The 17,121-nt window shown below is 65.7% G+C and carries 13 protein-coding genes; 12 read left to right on the forward strand and 1 reads right to left on the reverse strand.

Translation table 11 applies throughout. The features are described 5' to 3' along the window. The first annotated feature begins 1 nt into the window (after position 1). From Q9293_RS16375 to Q9293_RS16410, 8 genes are all read left to right on the forward strand, one after another. Positions 2 to 829, forward strand: coding sequence for an SCO family protein (locus tag Q9293_RS16375; RefSeq protein WP_306248368.1), 828 nt, complete (start codon positions 2 to 4; stop codon positions 827 to 829). Beyond that, complete coding sequence (locus Q9293_RS16380; protein WP_306248370.1) at positions 826 to 2,448, forward strand: cbb3-type cytochrome c oxidase subunit I; 1,623 nt, start codon at positions 826 to 828, stop codon at positions 2,446 to 2,448. Before Q9293_RS16375 ends, Q9293_RS16380 begins: the two co-directional genes overlap by 4 nt. Beyond that, on the forward strand, positions 2,445 to 3,047 hold the full coding sequence (locus Q9293_RS16385; protein ID WP_306248372.1) for a cytochrome c oxidase subunit 3 family protein: 603 nt from the start codon (positions 2,445 to 2,447) through the stop codon (positions 3,045 to 3,047). The genes Q9293_RS16380 and Q9293_RS16385 overlap by 4 nt, the downstream gene beginning before the upstream one ends. Positions 3,048 to 3,057: 10 nt before the next feature. Beyond that, the gene (locus Q9293_RS16390; RefSeq protein ID WP_306248373.1) at positions 3,058 to 3,372 is read left to right on the forward strand and encodes a cytochrome C oxidase subunit IV family protein; all 315 of its coding nucleotides are present in this window, start codon (positions 3,058 to 3,060) and stop codon (positions 3,370 to 3,372) included. Positions 3,373 to 3,389: 17 nt separating this feature from the next. Next, a complete protein-coding gene (gene coxB, locus Q9293_RS16395) occupies positions 3,390 to 4,337 on the forward strand; it encodes a cytochrome c oxidase subunit II (protein ID WP_306248375.1) in 948 nt (315 codons plus the stop codon). A 151-nt stretch (positions 4,338 to 4,488) separates the two neighbouring features. Then, the gene (locus Q9293_RS16400) at positions 4,489 to 5,382 is read left to right on the forward strand and encodes a protoheme IX farnesyltransferase (RefSeq protein ID WP_306248377.1); all 894 of its coding nucleotides are present in this window, start codon (positions 4,489 to 4,491) and stop codon (positions 5,380 to 5,382) included. Between the two features lie 135 nt (positions 5,383 to 5,517). Next, complete coding sequence (locus Q9293_RS16405) at positions 5,518 to 9,909, forward strand: Pls/PosA family non-ribosomal peptide synthetase (protein ID WP_306248379.1); 4,392 nt, start codon at positions 5,518 to 5,520, stop codon at positions 9,907 to 9,909. Further along, complete coding sequence (locus tag Q9293_RS16410; protein ID WP_306248380.1) at positions 9,906 to 10,475, forward strand: 4'-phosphopantetheinyl transferase superfamily protein; 570 nt, start codon at positions 9,906 to 9,908, stop codon at positions 10,473 to 10,475. Before Q9293_RS16405 ends, Q9293_RS16410 begins: the two co-directional genes overlap by 4 nt. On the opposite strand, the gene Q9293_RS16415 is transcribed toward Q9293_RS16410, so the two are convergent. After that, positions 10,476 to 10,964: a hypothetical protein gene (locus Q9293_RS16415; protein ID WP_306248382.1), complete on the reverse strand. Its 489-nt coding sequence runs from the start codon at positions 10,962 to 10,964 to the stop codon at positions 10,476 to 10,478. It lies immediately after the preceding gene. A 192-nt stretch (positions 10,965 to 11,156) separates the two neighbouring features. Here Q9293_RS16415 and Q9293_RS16420 point away from each other — a divergent pair, with 192 nt between their 5' ends. The 4 genes from Q9293_RS16420 to panD all read left to right on the forward strand — a co-directional run bounded on the left by Q9293_RS16420 (position 11,157) and on the right by panD (position 16,950). After that, complete coding sequence (locus Q9293_RS16420; RefSeq protein WP_306248383.1) at positions 11,157 to 14,561, forward strand: hypothetical protein; 3,405 nt, start codon at positions 11,157 to 11,159, stop codon at positions 14,559 to 14,561. Between the two features lie 63 nt (positions 14,562 to 14,624). After that, on the forward strand, positions 14,625 to 15,488 hold the full coding sequence (gene panB, locus Q9293_RS16425; RefSeq protein WP_306248386.1) for a 3-methyl-2-oxobutanoate hydroxymethyltransferase: 864 nt from the start codon (positions 14,625 to 14,627) through the stop codon (positions 15,486 to 15,488). Positions 15,489 to 15,540: 52 nt separating this feature from the next. Next, the gene (gene panC, locus Q9293_RS16430; RefSeq protein ID WP_306248387.1) at positions 15,541 to 16,431 is read left to right on the forward strand and encodes a pantoate--beta-alanine ligase; all 891 of its coding nucleotides are present in this window, start codon (positions 15,541 to 15,543) and stop codon (positions 16,429 to 16,431) included. Between the two features lie 120 nt (positions 16,432 to 16,551). After that, positions 16,552 to 16,950, forward strand: a complete 399-nt coding sequence (gene panD, locus Q9293_RS16435) for an aspartate 1-decarboxylase (RefSeq protein WP_306248390.1) — start codon at positions 16,552 to 16,554, stop codon at positions 16,948 to 16,950. Positions 16,951 to 17,121: the final 171 nt, after the last annotated feature.

Below are 17,121 nucleotides of genomic sequence, written 5' to 3' on the forward strand. Positions count from 1 at the left end.
CATGAGCACACCCATCCTCCGGCGCATCCTGACTCCGCTGACCCTGGCGGCACTCCTGGGCCTCCCTGGCGTTTTGCGGGGACAGGCTGCACCCACGGCAGCCCCCTCCTTCAGCCCTGAGGAAGTGGGCATCAACGAGAAGCTGGGCGCCACCATTCCCCTCGACCTCGAATTGAAAGGCGAGGACGGCAAGCCCGTCACGCTTCGCCAGCTCATCGACAAGCCCACCATCCTCACCCTCAACTACTTCCGCTGCGCTGGCATCTGCACGCCCCAGCTCAGCGGCGTGGCCGAAGTGGTCAACCGCACCAAGGCCGAGCCGGGGAAGGATTTCCAGGTCATCACGGTCAGCTTCGATGAACGGGATGAGCCTGAGGTCGCCGCCCAGAAGCGCACCAACTACATCGCCGAGATCACGCGCCCCTTCCCACCGGCCGCCTGGCGCTTCCTCACGGGCCCTGGCGCCACCACCAAGGCCCTGGCGGATGCCGTAGGCTTCAAGTTCAAGCGCGTCAACGATGACTTCGTCCACGCCGGCGCCATCATCTTCCTGAGCCCCAAGGGCCAGGTCACCCGCTACATGTACGGCGTCACCTACCTGCCGGCCGACCTCGAATTGGCGGCCCAGGAGGCCGCCCGCGGCGAGGCCCAGCCCACCATCAACAAGTTCCTGAAATTCTGCTTCAGCTACGACCCGGCGGGACGGCGCTACGTCCTGAACTTCACGACCATCGGCGCCACGGTGATTCTCCTGGCCGCCGCGATCTTCCTGATCGTGATCACCCGCAAGGGCCGGAAAGCCACGGTCAAGCCAGAGGAGGGCGCATGAGCACCCACGCCGCAACCCCACAGCCGAGCTTCCTGGTGGACACCGGGGAGCGCAAGGGCCTCATGGCCTGGCTGACCTCCACCGACCACAAGCGAGTGGCTCTGCTCTACCTGTACTCCATGGTCATCTTCTTCTTCGTGGGCGTGGGCATCGGCTTCGTGATGCGCCTGGTGCAGCTCACCAGCTTCCAGAAGATCATCACGGCCCAGACCTACAACGCCCTGTTCACGGTCCACGGCGTGATCATGATCTTCCTGTTCGTGATCCCGGGCCTGCCGGCGGTGTTCGGCAACTTCTTCTTGCCCATCCTCATCGGTGCGAAGGACGTGTCGTTCCCCCGCCTGAACCTGGCCTCCTGGTACTTCTTCATCGCCGGTGCCATCCTGGCCGTGCTCTCCCTCTTCACAGGCGGTGGCGCGCCGGACACGGGCTGGACCTTCTACGCCCCCTTCAGCCTGAAGACCGGCACCAACGTGAGCCTCGCGGTGTTCGCAGCCTTCGTGCTGGGCTTCTCGTCCATGCTCACGGGCATCAACTTCATCACCACCATCCACCGCCTGCGGGCCCCGGGCATGAAGTTCTTCCGCATGCCGCTGATGTGCTGGGCCCTCTACTCCACCTCCTGGATCCAGCTGCTGGCCACGCCCATCGTCGCCATCACCCTGGTGCTGGTCATCCTGGAGCGTTTCTTTGGCATCGGCATCTTCGATCCCGCCAAGGGCGGCGATCCCCTCCTCTACCAGCACCTGTTCTGGATCTACTCGCACCCGGCCGTCTACATCATGATCCTGCCGGCCATGGGCGTGATCTCGGAGATTATCCCCACCTTCACCAAGCGCCCCATCTTCGGCTACAAGGCCATCGCCTTCAGCTCCATGTCCATCGCGGGCGTCGGCAGCCTCGTGTGGGCCCACCACATGTTCACCAGCGGCATGAGCCCCTTCGCCCACCTGCTGTTCTCGCTGTTGACCATGGTCGTGGCCGTGCCTAGCGCCATCAAGGTGTTCAACTGGGTGAGCACCCTCTACAAGGGCAGCATCGACTTCCAGCCGCCCCTCTTCTTCGCGCTGACCTTCATCTTCCTGTTCTGCATCGGCGGCCTCACCGGCGTGATGAACGGCGCCCTGGCCCTGAACGTGCACATCCACGATACCTACTTCATCGTGGGCCACTTCCACTACGTGATGTTCGGCGGCACCGGCATGGCGCTCTTCGCGGCGCTGCTCTACTGGTTCCCCAAGATGTTCGGGAAGATGTACTCCAAGAAGGCGATCTACGCCTCCTGGTTCCCCATGTTCATCGGCTTCAACACCCTCTACTTCGGCATGATGATCGCCGGGATGATGGGCATGCCTCGCCGCTACTACGTGCATCTGCCCCAGTTCCACACCATCCACGTGGTCATGACTGTGGGCAGCTGGTTCCTGATCCTGGGGCTCATCCTGTTCTTCGGAACCCTGGTCTACGCCCTCTTCAAGGGTGAGAAGGCCGAGGACAACCCCTGGGGTGGCATCACCCTCGAGTGGACCATCCCCAGCCCGCCGCCTCTCGAGAACTTCGAGGAGATCCCCACCATCACGCAGGGCCCCTATCAGTTCGGGCCGACGGAGGCGAAATGACCGGCCACGTTCATCGCGACGACTTCGGTGCCCGCCTTGGCATGTGGCTGTTCCTGGTCACCGAGATCGTTCTCTTCTCCGGCCTTTTCATCAGCTACACCTACATGCGGAACAAATACCCCGTGGAATTCCACCACGGCGGCGCCGAGCTGAACGCCACCCTGGGCATCATCAACACGGTGGTGCTGCTCACCAGCAGCCTCACGGTGGTGTTGGCCATCGTGGCCATCCAGCGCTCCGAGAAGAAGCGGGCCATGCTGGCCCTGGGCACTACGCTGGTCCTGGGCCTGGTCTTCCTGGTGATCAAGTCTTTCGAGTGGGGTGCCAAGTTCCACCACGGCCTCTACCCCAACTCGCCCCATCTGGCCACGCTGCCTCCGGGCGAGCAGGTGTTCTTCGGCCTCTACTTCACGATGACCGGCATCCACGGGCTCCACGTGATCGTGGGTCTGGGCGTGCTGAGTGTCATGCTCTGGTGGGTGGCCACGGACCGCATCCGCGCCGACCGCTACGTCCACCTGGAGAACAGCGGTCTCTACTGGCACATCGTGGACGTGATCTGGATCTTCCTCCTCCCCCTGTTCTACCTGGCCGCGTAGGGGCATGACCATGAGCGAACACGCCGCACACACCGCCGACCACCCGAGTGAAGCCCATGTCGAACACCCGGGCTACGCCATCTTCTTCAAGGTCTGGGTGGCCCTCCTGATCCTCACCGGCTGCCTGGTGAGCCTCAGCCACTTCGGCCAGACGGCCGCCGTCTGGGGCCTGCTCATCCTGACGCCCCTCAAGGCGGGTCTGGTCTTCTACTACTTCATGCACCTCAAATACGAAGGGCCGCTGCTGAAGATCGTCGTGCTGGTGACCCTGGGCACGCTGCTGATCTTCTTCGCCATGCTCTTCTCTGACGTCGCTTTCCGCTGAGGCCTCCCATGGAATGGATGAACCAAGCCGCCCTCTCAGCGCAGAAATCCGACGCCGTCTTCTTCTACATCTTCGGCCTCTCTGTGGCCTTCCTCATCTTCATCACGGCGCTGATGATCTACTTCGTGGTGCGCTACAGCAAGAAGCGCAATCCCGTCGCCTCGCAGATCGACGGCCACGTGGGCCTCGAAGTTCTCTGGACCACCATCCCTCTCGTGTTGTTTCTCACGATCTTCTACTACGGGTGGACCAACTTCGAATACATGCGCCTCGCTCCCCGCGATGCCATGGCCGTGAAGGTCACCGCCCGCCAGTGGAGCTGGTCCTTCCAATACCCCAACGGCAAGCAGACCAAAGTGCTGTTCGCGCCCATCAACAAACCCATGAAGATGGACGTCAACAGCGTGGACGTGGTGCACGGCTTCTTCGTACCCTCTTTCCGCATCAAGGTGGACGCCGTCCCCAGCCGCACCAACACCACCTGGTTCCAGGCCACCAAGCTCGGTTCCTATGACATCGAGTGCACCGTCATCTGCGGCGTGGATCACAGCCTCATGCTGAGCAAGGTCGTGGTCGTGCCCGAGGATGAGTTCAAGGCCTGGTACTTCGGCGGCGAGGATGCCCCCGAACCCGGCAAGGCCATCCGCGCCAACGATGCCCACCCCGACCTGAAGGACCTGCCCAAAGGCCTCCAAATCCTCACGGAGAAGGGCTGCACCGCCTGTCACTCCGTGGATGGCAAACCCAAGGTGGGCCCCACCCTCAAGGCCCTCTACGGCCGTGAGGAGCAGATCCTCATGGCCGGCGCCATGAAGATCATCCGCGTGGATGACGCCTACCTGCGCCGTTCCATCCTCAAGCCCGGCGAGCAGGTGGTGCGCGGCTATCCGCCCGCCATGCCCCAGATCCAGCTTTCTGAACAGGAGCTGAACGAGGTCGTGGGTTACATCAAGGGCCTGAACTAGGATCATGAAAAGCGGAACACAGTTAGGACACTGTGGACGGAATACCATCCAGGGCCAGCCCGTCCTTCTCTGTGAGCTTCTGCAAGATTTCCGCATCCTCTGTGTTCCGCAATAAAAACCGATCAACCCGGAATTCCCGAGAGAGACTCTTTTGAGCGCAGCCACCGCGACCCTTCCCAAACCCAGTCCGGTTTCCATCTTCCTGGAGCTGACCAAGCTCCGGATCTCCGGCGCCTCCACCTTCACGGCGGCGGCGGGCTACGTGGCCTTCCTCCGGGGGGCGAACGCCGGGCTCATCACGACCCTGCTGGGCATCCTCCTGCTGGCCATGGGCAGCAGCGCGTTCAATGAGGTGCAGGAGCACAAGCTCGACGCCCTGATGCCCCGCACCGCCAACCGGCCCATTCCGCGCGGCGACCTCACCCCTGCCATGGCTGCCATCATCGCTGGCGTCATGGCCATCTCGGGCTTCCTGGTACTGTGGCTGGCCCACAACCTGACTTCCGCCCTGCTCGGGGCCCTGGCCCTGGTTTGGTACAACGGCTTCTACACGCCCCTGAAGCGCGTCAGCGCCTTCGCCGTGGTGCCCGGCTCCCTCATCGGCGCCCTGCCTCCGGCCATCGGCTGGACGGCCGCAGGCGGCGGTGCCGCGGATCCTTCCGTGCTGGCCCTGGCCTTCGTCTTCTTCATCTGGCAGGTGCCCCACTTCTGGCTGCTGGTGGGCCTCCACGCCGAAGGCTACGAAGAGGCGGGCTACCCCACCCTCGTCGGCCTCTTCGGACGTCCCCGCCTTTCGCGCCTGACCTTCACCTGGACCTGCGGCACGGCGGCCGCCTGTGGTCTGCTGCCGATGTTCCGCGTGCTGGTGTCCCGGCCCGCGGAGATCATGCTGGGCCTCGGCGCCGTTTGGCTTGTCATCGGATCCCTGCCTCTTCTGAACCCCGGCCAGGATGCTCCGCTCTACCGGCGCGTTTTCATGAACATCAACCTCTTCGCCCTGGTGCTCACGGCGGCGGTGATCCTGGATCCCTTCTTCAGCCGCTGAACAGCCCCGTCTTCAACCCTCCCGTTCCGCCTCGGGTCCTAGGGGATAGGCCGACACACCGCGCATGGGAGGATGTCCCAGAGCCGGATGTCTCCGGGAAACCCTCCCGATTCCACCCTGGTTCCTGGACAACCCATGCTTTCTTCCACGGCCATCACCCCCAGCACGGCGGCCCTCCTCGCCTTCGCGCGCCTGGCGCAGGGGCACCTGGGAGAAGACGACCTGCTGCTGGAGGCAGAGGCGGATGGCGGTCTGCGAAGCGCTTCCCTTCAACTGGGTGAAGGCCCCTCGACACAGATAACCGCCGAGACCCTGGCCCTTCAACTCGGACGCCCCGAGGCCTTCGCGCTCACCGCGAAAACCTCGGCGGAGGGCATGCCCTTTCGCGGGCGCATCCAGATCAGCGGCCAGGAGGCCCGGCTGCAGATGGAAGCCGGCGCGACACCCCCCATGACGCCCTGGATCCTGCGTCACTTCAGTCGACTGTACCGATTGATTCTGGACGGGCCCGAATCCGCCTTGGAGGGGCTGTCCATGCTGGATGACGAAGAGCGGGCCGTGCTGCTGGGCCCCTTCTCCGGCCCGGCCTTCGATCCTGAACTGAGCACGCCGGGATCCCTGGCCGACCTCTTCGCGGCCACCCTACGCCGTCATGGGGCCCTGCCCGCCATCGAAGAGGATGGTCGAACCTGGACCTATGCCGAGCTGGATGCCTTGGCAGAGGCCATTGCCCTCGGCCTTCGGCAACGAGGCCTGGGCCAGGGTTCCCTGGTGGGGCACTGGATGCCCCGCGGGCTGCAGGCCTACGCGGCCCTGCTGGGAATCCTCAAGAGCGGAGCCGCCTACGTGCCCCTGGACCCCGGCCTTCCTCCGGCCCGCGTCCGGCAGGTGGCCCTGGAATGCGGCATGCACCTGCTGCTGGCTTCGCCCTCGCTGGGAACCGTTCCCGATCTGCCCTGCTCCCAGGTCGATTCCACCGCTTTGGGCGCCGGGGGCACAGAGAACGAACCTGCTTCCGTCGGCCCCGGGGCCGAGGATCTGGCCTACGTCATCTTCACCTCCGGCTCCACGGGCACGCCCAAGGGTGTGCCCATCACCCACCTTGCAGCCTGCACGCTGGTGCGGGCCGAGCAGCGGCTCTTCGCGCCGCATGCAGAGGACCGCATCTTTCAGGGTTTTTCCCTGGCCTTCGACGCTTCGGTGGAAGAGCTCTGGCTGGCATGGGCCAGCGGGGCCTGCCTGATTGCGGGCACGCCCGCGCTGATGCAGTCGGGACCGGATCTTGGGAAGCGACTCACCGAAGCCGGAATCACCGTGCTGTCCACGGTGCCCACGCTGCTGGGCCTCCTCGCGGACCGCATTCCCACCCTTCGCCTGCTCATCCTCGGGGGCGAAGCCTGTCCTGAAGATCTGGTGGCCCGCTGGTGGCGCCCCGACCTCCGGCTGGTGAACACCTATGGCCCCACGGAGGCCACGGTCATCTCCACCTGGACCGATCTGAGGCCCGGACAGGCCGTCACCATCGGCAAGGCCGTGCCCAATGACCGGGTCTACGTGCTGGATGCCGAGAGGCGCCTGTGCCCCATCGGAGTGCCCGGGGAGCTGCACCTTTCAGGAGCGGGCCTGTCCCGGGGCTACCTGGGTCGGCCCGATCTCACGGCCGAACGATTCATCCCGAATCCTTTCTCGGATGGGCCCCTCACCGAGCGCCTCTACCGCACCGGGGATCGCGTGCGCTTCAACGCTGACGGAGATCTAGAATTCCTCGGTCGCATCGACACCCAGGTGAAGCTGCGGGGGTTCCGCATCGAGCTGGAGGAAATCGAAGCCGCGCTCCGCGTGGAAGCAGAGGTTGTGGCCGCAGCGGTCACGCTCTGGAAGGCGGATGACCCCGAGCGACTGGTAGCCTACGTCGTTCTGCAGCCAGGAGCCCTCTTCGATGCGGATCGCCTGTTGCGGGCCCTGCGCCAGCGCCTGCCCAGCTACATGGTGCCTGCCTCCATCGATGCCCTGGCGGAGCTGCCCACCCTCGCCAGCGGGAAGCTGGACCGGAAGCGCCTGCCCGCGCCCACCCGGCGACGGGCCCTCCCATCCACCGAGAGCGATGCACTGACACCCACGCAGAAGCGGCTGCGCGAACAGTGGGCGCGCCTCTTCCAGGGCCGTGCACCGGGCTTGGATGAGGATTTCTTCCGCGATCTGGGCGGGCATTCGCTGTTGGCCGCGGCCATGGTTTCAGAGCTTCGTCAGCACGCCGGATTCGAGAGCCTGGCAGTGCCCGATGTGTACGCCTTTCCCACCCTGCGCGTTCTGGCCGCGGAACTGGATGCCCGCCAGGAATCGGGGCCCGTCTCCGATCAGGCGCAGCTTCCCCCCGCGGAACCACTGCCGGCCTGGCGCTATGGGCTCTGCGTCCTGGCCCAGCTCCTGTCGCTCTATCCCCTGCTGGGGTTCTACGCGCTGCAGTGGCTCAGCCCCTATCTCGTCTACAGCTGGAGCCAGGATCACGACACGTCACGCTTCCTGGGCATCAGCGCGGCCCTGCTGTCGCTGACCCTCATCTATCCCGCCATGTTCGTGCTTTCCATCGCCGCGAAGTGGCTGCTGCTGGGCCGCATCAAACCCGGACGCCACCGCATCTGGGGCCTCTATTATTGGCGCTGGTGGCTGACCCAGCGGATCATCGCCGCGGCGCCCCTGGACTACCTGGTGGAATCCCCCTGGCTGGCCTTGTACTTCCGCCTCATGGGCGCCCGCATCGGCAGCGGCGTGCACCTGGCCACCACCTCCCTCGCGGCGTTTGATCTCACCGACATCGGCGACGAAGCCAGCATCGGCCAGGATGCGCGACTGAGCGGCTACACCCTGGAGGATGGCTTCCTGGAGATCGGCCCCATCCGCATCGGACGCCGCTGCTACGTGGGCAACCGCTCCATCCTGTGCGCCGGTTCCATCATGGAGGATGGCGCCATTCTGGAAGACCTGAGCCTGCTGCCAACCGGCGCACGGATCGCCACGGGCCAGCACTGGACGGGCTCACCGGCCCGGCCCCTGCCGCCCACGGCCACGGATCGCACGCGCCTGACCCAGGATCTGCCCCGCCCCTCTCGAGCACGGCGTATGGGCATCGCTGCCGTTCAGGCCCTGGGGGCCTGCATGATTCCCATGGCCTTCCTCCTCGCCATCTTCCCGGGCCTGATCCTCATCAACGAGCTCTACGCCGCCACGCCGGGCTACTTCGCCTACCTGGTGGTGGCGCCCGTGGTGGCCCTTTCCTTCGTGGTGCTGCTCGCCCTGGAGATCGCCGCCGCCAAGTGGCTGCTGGTGGGGCGCGTGAAGCCCGGAACTTACGACCTGAACAGCGGCTTCATCCTGCGCAAATGGTACGTGGACCGCCTCATGAGTGTGGGCCTCGATCTGCTGGCGCCGCTCTACGCCACCCTGTATCTGGCCCCATGGTTCCGCTTGCTGGGCGCGAAGTTGGGGGCTTGGGCCGAGGTGTCCACCGCCGGTTCGGGATGCCCGGACCTGCTCGAGATCGGGGACGAAAGCTTCATCGCCGACTGTGTGTCCTTCGGTCCCCCGCGCGTGGATCTGGGTCGCGTCACCCTCGCGGCCACCCAAGTGGGACGCCGCGCGTTTGTGGGCAACAGCGCGCTGATCCCCTCCGGGACCGTCCTCGGAGACAGCGTACTGGTGGGCGTCTTGTCCGTGCCTCCCATCGATCCCCTGGAGGCCGCCCGCGCCGACAGTTCCTGGCTGGGCTCCCCGGCCATCTACCTGCCGCACCGGCAGGAGAGTGCCACTTTTGGCGAAGCAGCCACGTTCCGGCCGCCCAAGCGGATGATTCTCCTGCGGGCCTTCATCGAGCAGTTCCGGGTCCTCGCGCCCGTCGCCGGATTCGTGGTGATCACCAGCCTGCTGCTCACCGCCCTCACGGAAATCGAGGAAGCCACCTCGCTCGGGACCGCGGCCCTCTCCCTGCCCCTCCTCTATTTCGCCGGCGGCTTGGCGGCCTGCCTGTTCGTGGTGGCGGTCAAGTGGGCTGTCATCGGTCACTACAAGCCGAGCGAGAAGCCCCTCTGGTGCAGCTTCATCTGGCGCACGGAACTGGTGAGCGGGCTGCATGAAAACCTGGCGGATTCCTGGCTGCTCCGCTTGCTCGCGGGCACGCCCCTGGTGCCGCTGTACTTCCGCCTATTGGGCGCCCGCATCGGCCGCCGCGTCTGCATGGAGAGTACCTGGCTGACGGAATACGATCTCGTGGACATCGGCGATGGCGCCCAGCTGAACTCCGATTGCACCATCCAGACCCACCTCTTCGAGGACCGGGTGATGAAGATGGATCGCATCCACCTCGGACCTGGATGTTCCGTGGGCATGGATTCGGTGGTGCTCTACGGTTCGCGCCTGGAGGCTGGCTCGGTTCTCGGCGATCTGTCGCTGGTGATGAAGGGGGAATCCCTGCCCGTCAGCACCCGCTGGGAAGGTTCACCGGCGCGGCCTTCCCCAAGGGGGCGGAGATGATGCCCGTGCCTCTGGATGCTTCGAGCGCAGACGCAAGTCGGAGTCATCCCCTGGAATATGCGGTTCACGTTTCAGATGCCAGCGACATCTCCATCAACGGTCTGATTGAGCTGGAACCGGACGCCTGCGGGCGGCCCAGGGCCCTGGGTGCGGAAGGACAGCCCGTATCCATCAGCACCTCGCGAACCACCGGGGCGCGGGTCGTCGCGTGGGCGGAGCGGGGCCGGATTGGCGTCGATCTGGAATGCCTGGCGCCCTCGGATGCCCTGGAGGCGGCCTCGGCCTGCTTCCTCCCCCAGGAACGCGCCTGGGCCGACACCCTACCGCTGCAGGAACGCTGGCACGGACACCTGCTTCTCTGGACGGCCAAGGAAGCCCTGCTGAAAGCCCTGGGCCAGGGCTTCGCCTTCGGCCTGGATCAGATCGAACTCGAACCCCTGGGCGGCCATGCTCTGCGATTGCGCAGCCTCTGTGGCAGCGCGCAACTGGCCCAGGGCTGGCGCATCAATCATCAGGTGCGCGACCTGGCCGGACAGAGATACCTGATCGCCATCGCCCTGGGTTGATCAGCCGAAGATCGAAAGGGAACTGTCGGATCCGCCTGAATCGTTCAGGGCATCGAAGAGCGTGGGTGCTTTCGAGCCCTGAAGCAGGGTCAGCAGCGCGGCCGGATTCGAGTTCTTGCTCTGGTTGTTCATCAGGGCCGTGAGCAGGGCGGAATTGGCCCCGGTGGCGTCGTAGGTGGCCGAACTGCCCTGCAGGCTGCCCAGCACCGTGGCCAGGCTCTTGGGATTCTCTTTGAAATAGGTCTTCAGTTTGTCGATGTCGCCGGAGACATCCTTTTGCGTCGTGAGGAGGTCACTGAGGGCCTTGGTCACCTCCTCAGGCGCCTTGGTGAGCTGCTGGGCAGCCGGTGAGAGCGTCATCAAGTCCCCCAGGAGGCCTGATAGCCCGCTGGCATCCTGGGTCGTGGAGGATCCGATGGCATTCAGCTGCTGCAGGAGCAGGGTGCCGATGCTCTGGGATTGATCCGAACCGATGGGCGTGAGGCTCATGCGTGCTCCTGGGCAGCCTTTGCAGGCGGAGAAGCCATGAGCAAGATGCCCGCCAAACCCGCCCACAGTGGCATCCAGGGCCATGCATGGTGCGTCGGCTGACGCCATTCCAAGCACCCAGGCGATTCCTGCCTCGGGTACACTTCCGCCCATGCCCACCCAGCGTGTCAGCCGTACCCCCGGGGTCCAGCCGTGGATGTAACGACCTTTCTCGGGGCGCATCGCTATGCCTGGCTTCAGGAGCTGGGGCGCCACCCGACCTGCTCGTGGCACCTCCTGCGCCGCGAATCCGACGGCAGCCGATTCCTGGCGCAGGTCTGGTCACCCCGTCCTTCAGATCGGGACATGGATCACATCCGGGACACCTACCTTTCCCGGTTCCTGGATGCTTCACCCCTGGACCCCGTGAACAGCCACCTCGGTTTCGACGAGGAACAGGCCTGGTACCTCCAGGCCATTCAAGGCATGCCCCTATCTCGCCTCTGGGCGGGCTGGGGAGAGCCTCAGCGTGCGGCCCTGTTGGAGCACCTCGGGTCTTTGGTGGCCCAGGATCCCCATCCCCGTCTGCTCCATCCCGAGGCCATCACCTTCAGGCCCGGCCTGACCCAGATTCCACGCGTGATCGGGGAGGTCCCCTGGAATCTGGAGGCCGTGCCCGGCTTCCTTCCCCAGACCGCGCCCACACCCGCCCTCTCGGAAGAGCTTCCCTGGAAGCTGCCCAGGGACCTGTCGGAGCCCCATTCCCGACCAATGCGGGGGCGCGGCCAGGAGCTCCCCTACCTCAAATCGCTGATGCTGGGTTTCAGCGCGCCCATCCCCATGGAGCGCATCGTGCTGCTTCAGGGCGAAGAAGGCGTGGGCAAGGAGCACCTGGCCTCCTGGGCATGTGCCGTGGCCGAAGGCGAGGGCATCTGGGTGCACCACCTGGCCGCCTCGGACCAGGAACCCCCCGGACGCTTCCTGGGCCGCATGGTGGATGCCCTGCTATCAGGCAGCGAAGTGGATTTCTATGCTGAGCGGCCTGAGGCAGCCAAGGCCCTGTCGCTCCGCGTGCAGGCCTTCTCCTTCCTCACCGGCGGGCGCCATGTGCATGGACAGGATGCCGGCCCTGCGCCGGAAGAGGTGCGGGCGGCCCTGGAGGCCCTGGATTTTGCAGGCCTCCAACAGCGGCGCCTCATCCATTTGTCCGGCCTGGACCGGGCCACGCCGGGCGTGCTGTCGCTGGTTCGCGAGCTGGTGGAACGATCCACCTTGCCCTGGCTCCTCTCCCTCACCACCGGCGCCCAAGGCGTTGGCCTGAAGCCCTTCATCGCCCAACTGCGCTCCGAAGCCGCCGCGGCGGTGGTGGGCGTCAATCGCCTGGAAGACCGGGATCTGCGGCTCGTCCTGAACGATCTCCTGGGGCCGCACGAACTCCCCGAGCCGTTCCAGGCGGATCTGATTTCCCAGAGCCTCGGCAATCCGGGCCTGCTGCGGAACTTCCTGGAGCTGGCCCAGCAATCCGGCGCCCTGTCCTGGGAGCGCGACCGCTGGATGCTGGCGCCAGGCCAGCGGGTGGCCCTGAAAGCCGAGGACGATCTCATGCGGCAGATCTTCCTGGGCCGTCTCCAACGCCTCACGCCCGCCTCGGCCGCCCTCGTGCGCCTGCTGGCCCTCGGTGAGCGTCCGCTTCCCGCGCTGACGCTGCAGCGTCTGCTGGGCCTCCAGGAGGATGCCCTGGAGGACGCCATCCTCGGGGCCACAGCTTCTCAGCTGGTGGAATCCCAGCAGGGGCAATCCCTGATGCCCGAACCGCGGTGGCGGGAACTGGTGCTCGCCCACACACCCCAACCCGAACTCAAGCGCCTGGCCCGGGCCCTTTCAGCCGCCTTCCAGGAGCAGGGCTGGGATTGCCCCATTCCCCTGCAGTCCCTGGCTTCCGATGAGGCCACGGCCCTCGCCGCCGTGCTCGCCTCGCTCAAACAGGGGCCCCCAAGATCTCTCCAGGAAACCCTGCGGATCGTCAATCAGGCGCTTCAGCTGAAGCCTTCTCCGCTGCAGGAAGCGCGCCTGCGCGAACACCTGGCGGACGCCTGGGCCACCGGTGCCCGCGAGCCGGGTGAAACGTCGGAGCTTTCGCCCTCGGAAGAAGCCCTCGCCGCTCTGGCCCTCGCCCTCAAGGCCCTCGCCAAAGCCCCCCAGGAAGATGCCCTCCACCTCAAGGAAGCTCGGCTCTTCCGCAAACGGGCGCTCCTCCTGCTCCACCTCCGCCGCCCTGCGGAAGCCCAGGAAGCCCTTCAGGCCACCGCCGAGCGGTTGACCCACCATCCGCACCATGCCGAGCAGGCCCGGCTCCGGCTGGCCCTGGGGCGGCTGCACTTGCTGCAAGGACACCTCACCAAGGGCATCCGCGCTCTGGAAGAGGGCCTCCACCCCCAGGCCGGCTTCAAACCCCAACCGCAGGATCAGGCGGCGCTTCTCCTGGCCCTGGGCCAGGCCCTGGGAGGCCAATCCCAGTTCCTCCGGGCCGCGGGAATGCTGCAGTCAGCTCAGCGCATCCTGGAGCACAGCCAGGGTTTCCGCAGCCTGGTCTCGGTGCAGATCGCTCTGGCCGAGGTGCGGCTGGCCCAGGGACAACCCGAAACCTGCGCCATTCTTCTCAGGGAGGCGCTGCAAACGGCCCGCATGCAGGGAGACACCCTCCTCCAGGCCAAGGGCCACCTCGCCCTGGGCATGGTGCGCAGCCTCCAGCAATGGCTGGGGCCCGCTCTGTCCCACCTGGACCGGGCCCTGAGCCGCGTCGAACCATCCGGCGATGCAGCGCAACGATCCATCATCCAGATTTGGCGGGCTCGCACCTTCGCTGCTCTCGGTGACACCGTGGCCGCGGATCATGCGCAGTTCCAGGCCCTGGCAGCCCAGCCACCCGTTCTTGCTCCGGAAGAACAAGGGGACAACCTCTTCCTCCAGGGTGAAGTGGCCCATTTTCGAAGCGCTTGGCGCGACACCACCCGGCTCTACCGGTCTGCCGCAGACGTCTATGAATCTTCGGGGCTGCTTTGGCGACAGCGCCTGGCCCTGCTGCTCTACAGCCAGGCGGTGGCGCGGGAGGCCCGGCAATCCAAGCGGGAAGCCCCGGAGCAAGGCTGGGCCATCCTTGAAAACCTCAAGGGCCCTGTGGAGGGCTCTGGTTCTCGCTGGCTCGACCTGGAATGGCATCGCGCCCACGCCCTGCTGCTGTCCACCGTCCCCGCCACCGAGGCTGTGACGCTGGAGGCCCTCGAAGCCTGGGGTCAAGTCCAAGCCGCCGCCCGGGACATGCTGTTCCCAGCCCAGGTGGTGGAAGCCAGCGCCGAAGGCGCCCAGCTGTTGCTGGCACGGGGCGAAAAGCTGGGAGCCCGGGCCCGCATCCAGGACGCCTTCCCCAGCTTTCAGCAGCTCTGGTCGCGCCTGCCCACCACCCACGAAACCAGCTTCATGGGCCGGGAGGACATGCACCGCTTCCGGCAGACCGTGGAGGCGGTGGGCCTCAAATTCATCCAGCCGGAACGCGCGGATCCCCTGGTGGACTGGACCCCCACGCAGATGAACCTCCCGGCCTTCCCCGATCCGGAATGACGGCGGTGGCATTCGGTGGTCTCATGGAGGACCACGGCTTCGACCTTCCAGCGGAGACCTTCCATGAGCCACCTGCCCACTGAATCGCGTACGCGCGTCACCCTGCCCCAGCTGCATAGCTGGCACCATGCGGGCCGGAAACTCGTGATGGTCACGGCCTACGATGCCGTCACCGCCCGCATCGCGGATGCCTCTAGTGTAGACATCATCCTGGTGGGCGACAGTGTGGGGAACGTGTGCTTGGGCTTCGAGAACACGCTGCCCGTGAGCATGGCCATGATGAACCACCACCTGGAGGCGGTGGCCCGCACGCACCCCTCAGCCATGCTGGTGGCGGACATGCCCTACCTCAGCTTCCACCTGAGCGTGGAAGACACCCTGCGCAACGCCGGGGGCTTCCTGCAGCGGGGCGCCCAGGCGGTGAAGCTGGAAGGTGGCGCCAAGCGCCTGCCCATGATCCACGCGCTGCTCGATGCGGAAATCCCCGTCATGGGCCACCTGGGCCTCACCCCGCAAAGCGTGAACCCCATGGGGGGCTTCAAGGTGCAGGGCAAGCATCGAACAGATGCGCTCCGCCTGCTCGATGACGCCCAGAGGCTGCAGGACGCGGGCTGCTTCAGCCTCGTGCTCGAAGGCATTCCGGCCGATCTGGCGGCTCGCCTCACCGAAACCGTCAAGATTCCCACCATTGGCATCGGCGCCGGGCCCCACTGTTCGGGGCAGGTGCTGGTCTTCCACGATGTGCTGGGCCTGCTGCCCGGTACATCGCCCAAATTTGTCCGCCGCTATGCCGAAGGATTCGAGGATCTACGAAACGCTCTGGCGAATTGGGCCGAGGATGTCCGCGGGGGAGGGTTCCCCGATGGCCGGGAATCCTATACCCTTCCAGAAGCCGTTCGTCCGGCTTTGACCCAGTGGGCTCCCTGAGGCCCCCTTTGGTTGGCCGACAGGCTCATTAGGAAGGATCCCGCTTTTGTCCATGCGAGTTGTCCGTACCATCGCTGATTTGCGCGCCCTGCTCCGCCCCCTGCGGGAGGAAGGCAAGCGCATCGGCTTCGTCCCCACCATGGGTTACCTCCATGAAGGCCATGGCGCCCTCATCCGCCAAAGTGCCGCCCGCTGTGATGCCACGGTGGTTTCCATCTTCGTGAACCCCACCCAGTTCGGCCCCAGCGAAGACCTGGCCAACTATCCCCGCGACCTGGAGCGCGACCAGAACCTCTGCCTGGAGGCCGAGGCCACCGTCCTGTTCCTGCCTGAAGTCGCCGAGATCTACCCCACGGGCTTCCAGACGCATGTGGAACCCGGCCGACTGGCCGACCCTCTCTGCGGACGTTTCCGGCCCGGCCATTTCCGGGGCGTGGCCACCGTGGTGGCGAAGCTCTTCAACATCGTGCAGCCCGACCTGGCCTTCTTCGGCCAGAAGGATTTCCAGCAGACCGTGGTCATCCGTCGCATGGCCCGGGATCTCAACCTGCCCGTGGACGTGGTGGTGGTGCCCACCATCCGCGAGGCGGACGGCCTGGCCCTGAGCAGCCGCAACGCCTACCTGGATGAAGATGCCCGCCGCCGCGCCCTGCGCCTCAGCGAAGGCCTGCTGGCCGCGCGCGCCGCCTTCGACGAGGGCGAGCGGGAAGCCGCGAAGCTGGTCGAGATCGCCCGGGGTCCGCTGGCTGGGGTGGACTCCGTCCAGTACCTCGAGCTGGTGGACACCCAGAACCTGGAGCCCATTCAGGGGAAGGTGGACCGCGCCTCCGCCCTCTGTGTGGCCGCCTACGTGGGCAGCACCCGGCTAATCGACAACGTCATCCTCGCCCCCCTGCCTGCCGATGTCGGCATCAGCGTGGTCAGAAGCACCCAGGGCGCCTAACCCGTCAGGGCTGAGGGAGCCAGATCGGTCAGAAAAAATCGAGGCTGGACCCAAGGGAAACCTGAGCCCATGCTAATGCGTTGGCCGGGACTCCCCTGCGGAGCCTGGACCGGAGGACACATGCTGCGTCACTTCCTGCTCGGAAAGATCCATCGCGCCACCGTGACGAGGGCCGATCTGGACTACGTGGGGTCGATCACCCTGGATCCGCTGCTCATCGAGGCTGCAGGCTTCATGGAAAACGAGAAGATCGACATCTACAACGTGACCAATGGCTCCCGTCTCTCCACCTACGTGATCCCCGGGGTGCCGGGATCCGGTGAGGTGGGCATCAACGGAGCCGCTGCCCACCTCGTGCAGAAGGGCGACCTCGTCATCATCGCCGCCTATGGCTGGATGACCGCCGAGGAGGCCGAGACCGTGGCGCCCAAGGTGGTCTTCGTGGATGAGCGCAACCGCATCACCGAGCGCCGCCGTCAGGAACGCACGCCCCTCTGTGTGGCCGCCTTTACCGACTGAACAGACCCCGCCGATCTCCTCTGAGGGAACAGAACACGAGGTCCTTCGACCCTTTCCACCCTGTCAAGGAAAGGCTGCTCGGCCACCGGGGACGAATAAAAACCATACCCGGAACCTTTGCCCCTTGGCGCGGCATCCAAGGGTCATGGTAGAAATGAATCACCCCACGGT

Source organism: Geothrix sp. PMB-07 (assembly GCF_030758935.1).
Classification (GTDB): domain Bacteria; phylum Acidobacteriota; class Holophagae; order Holophagales; family Holophagaceae; genus Geothrix.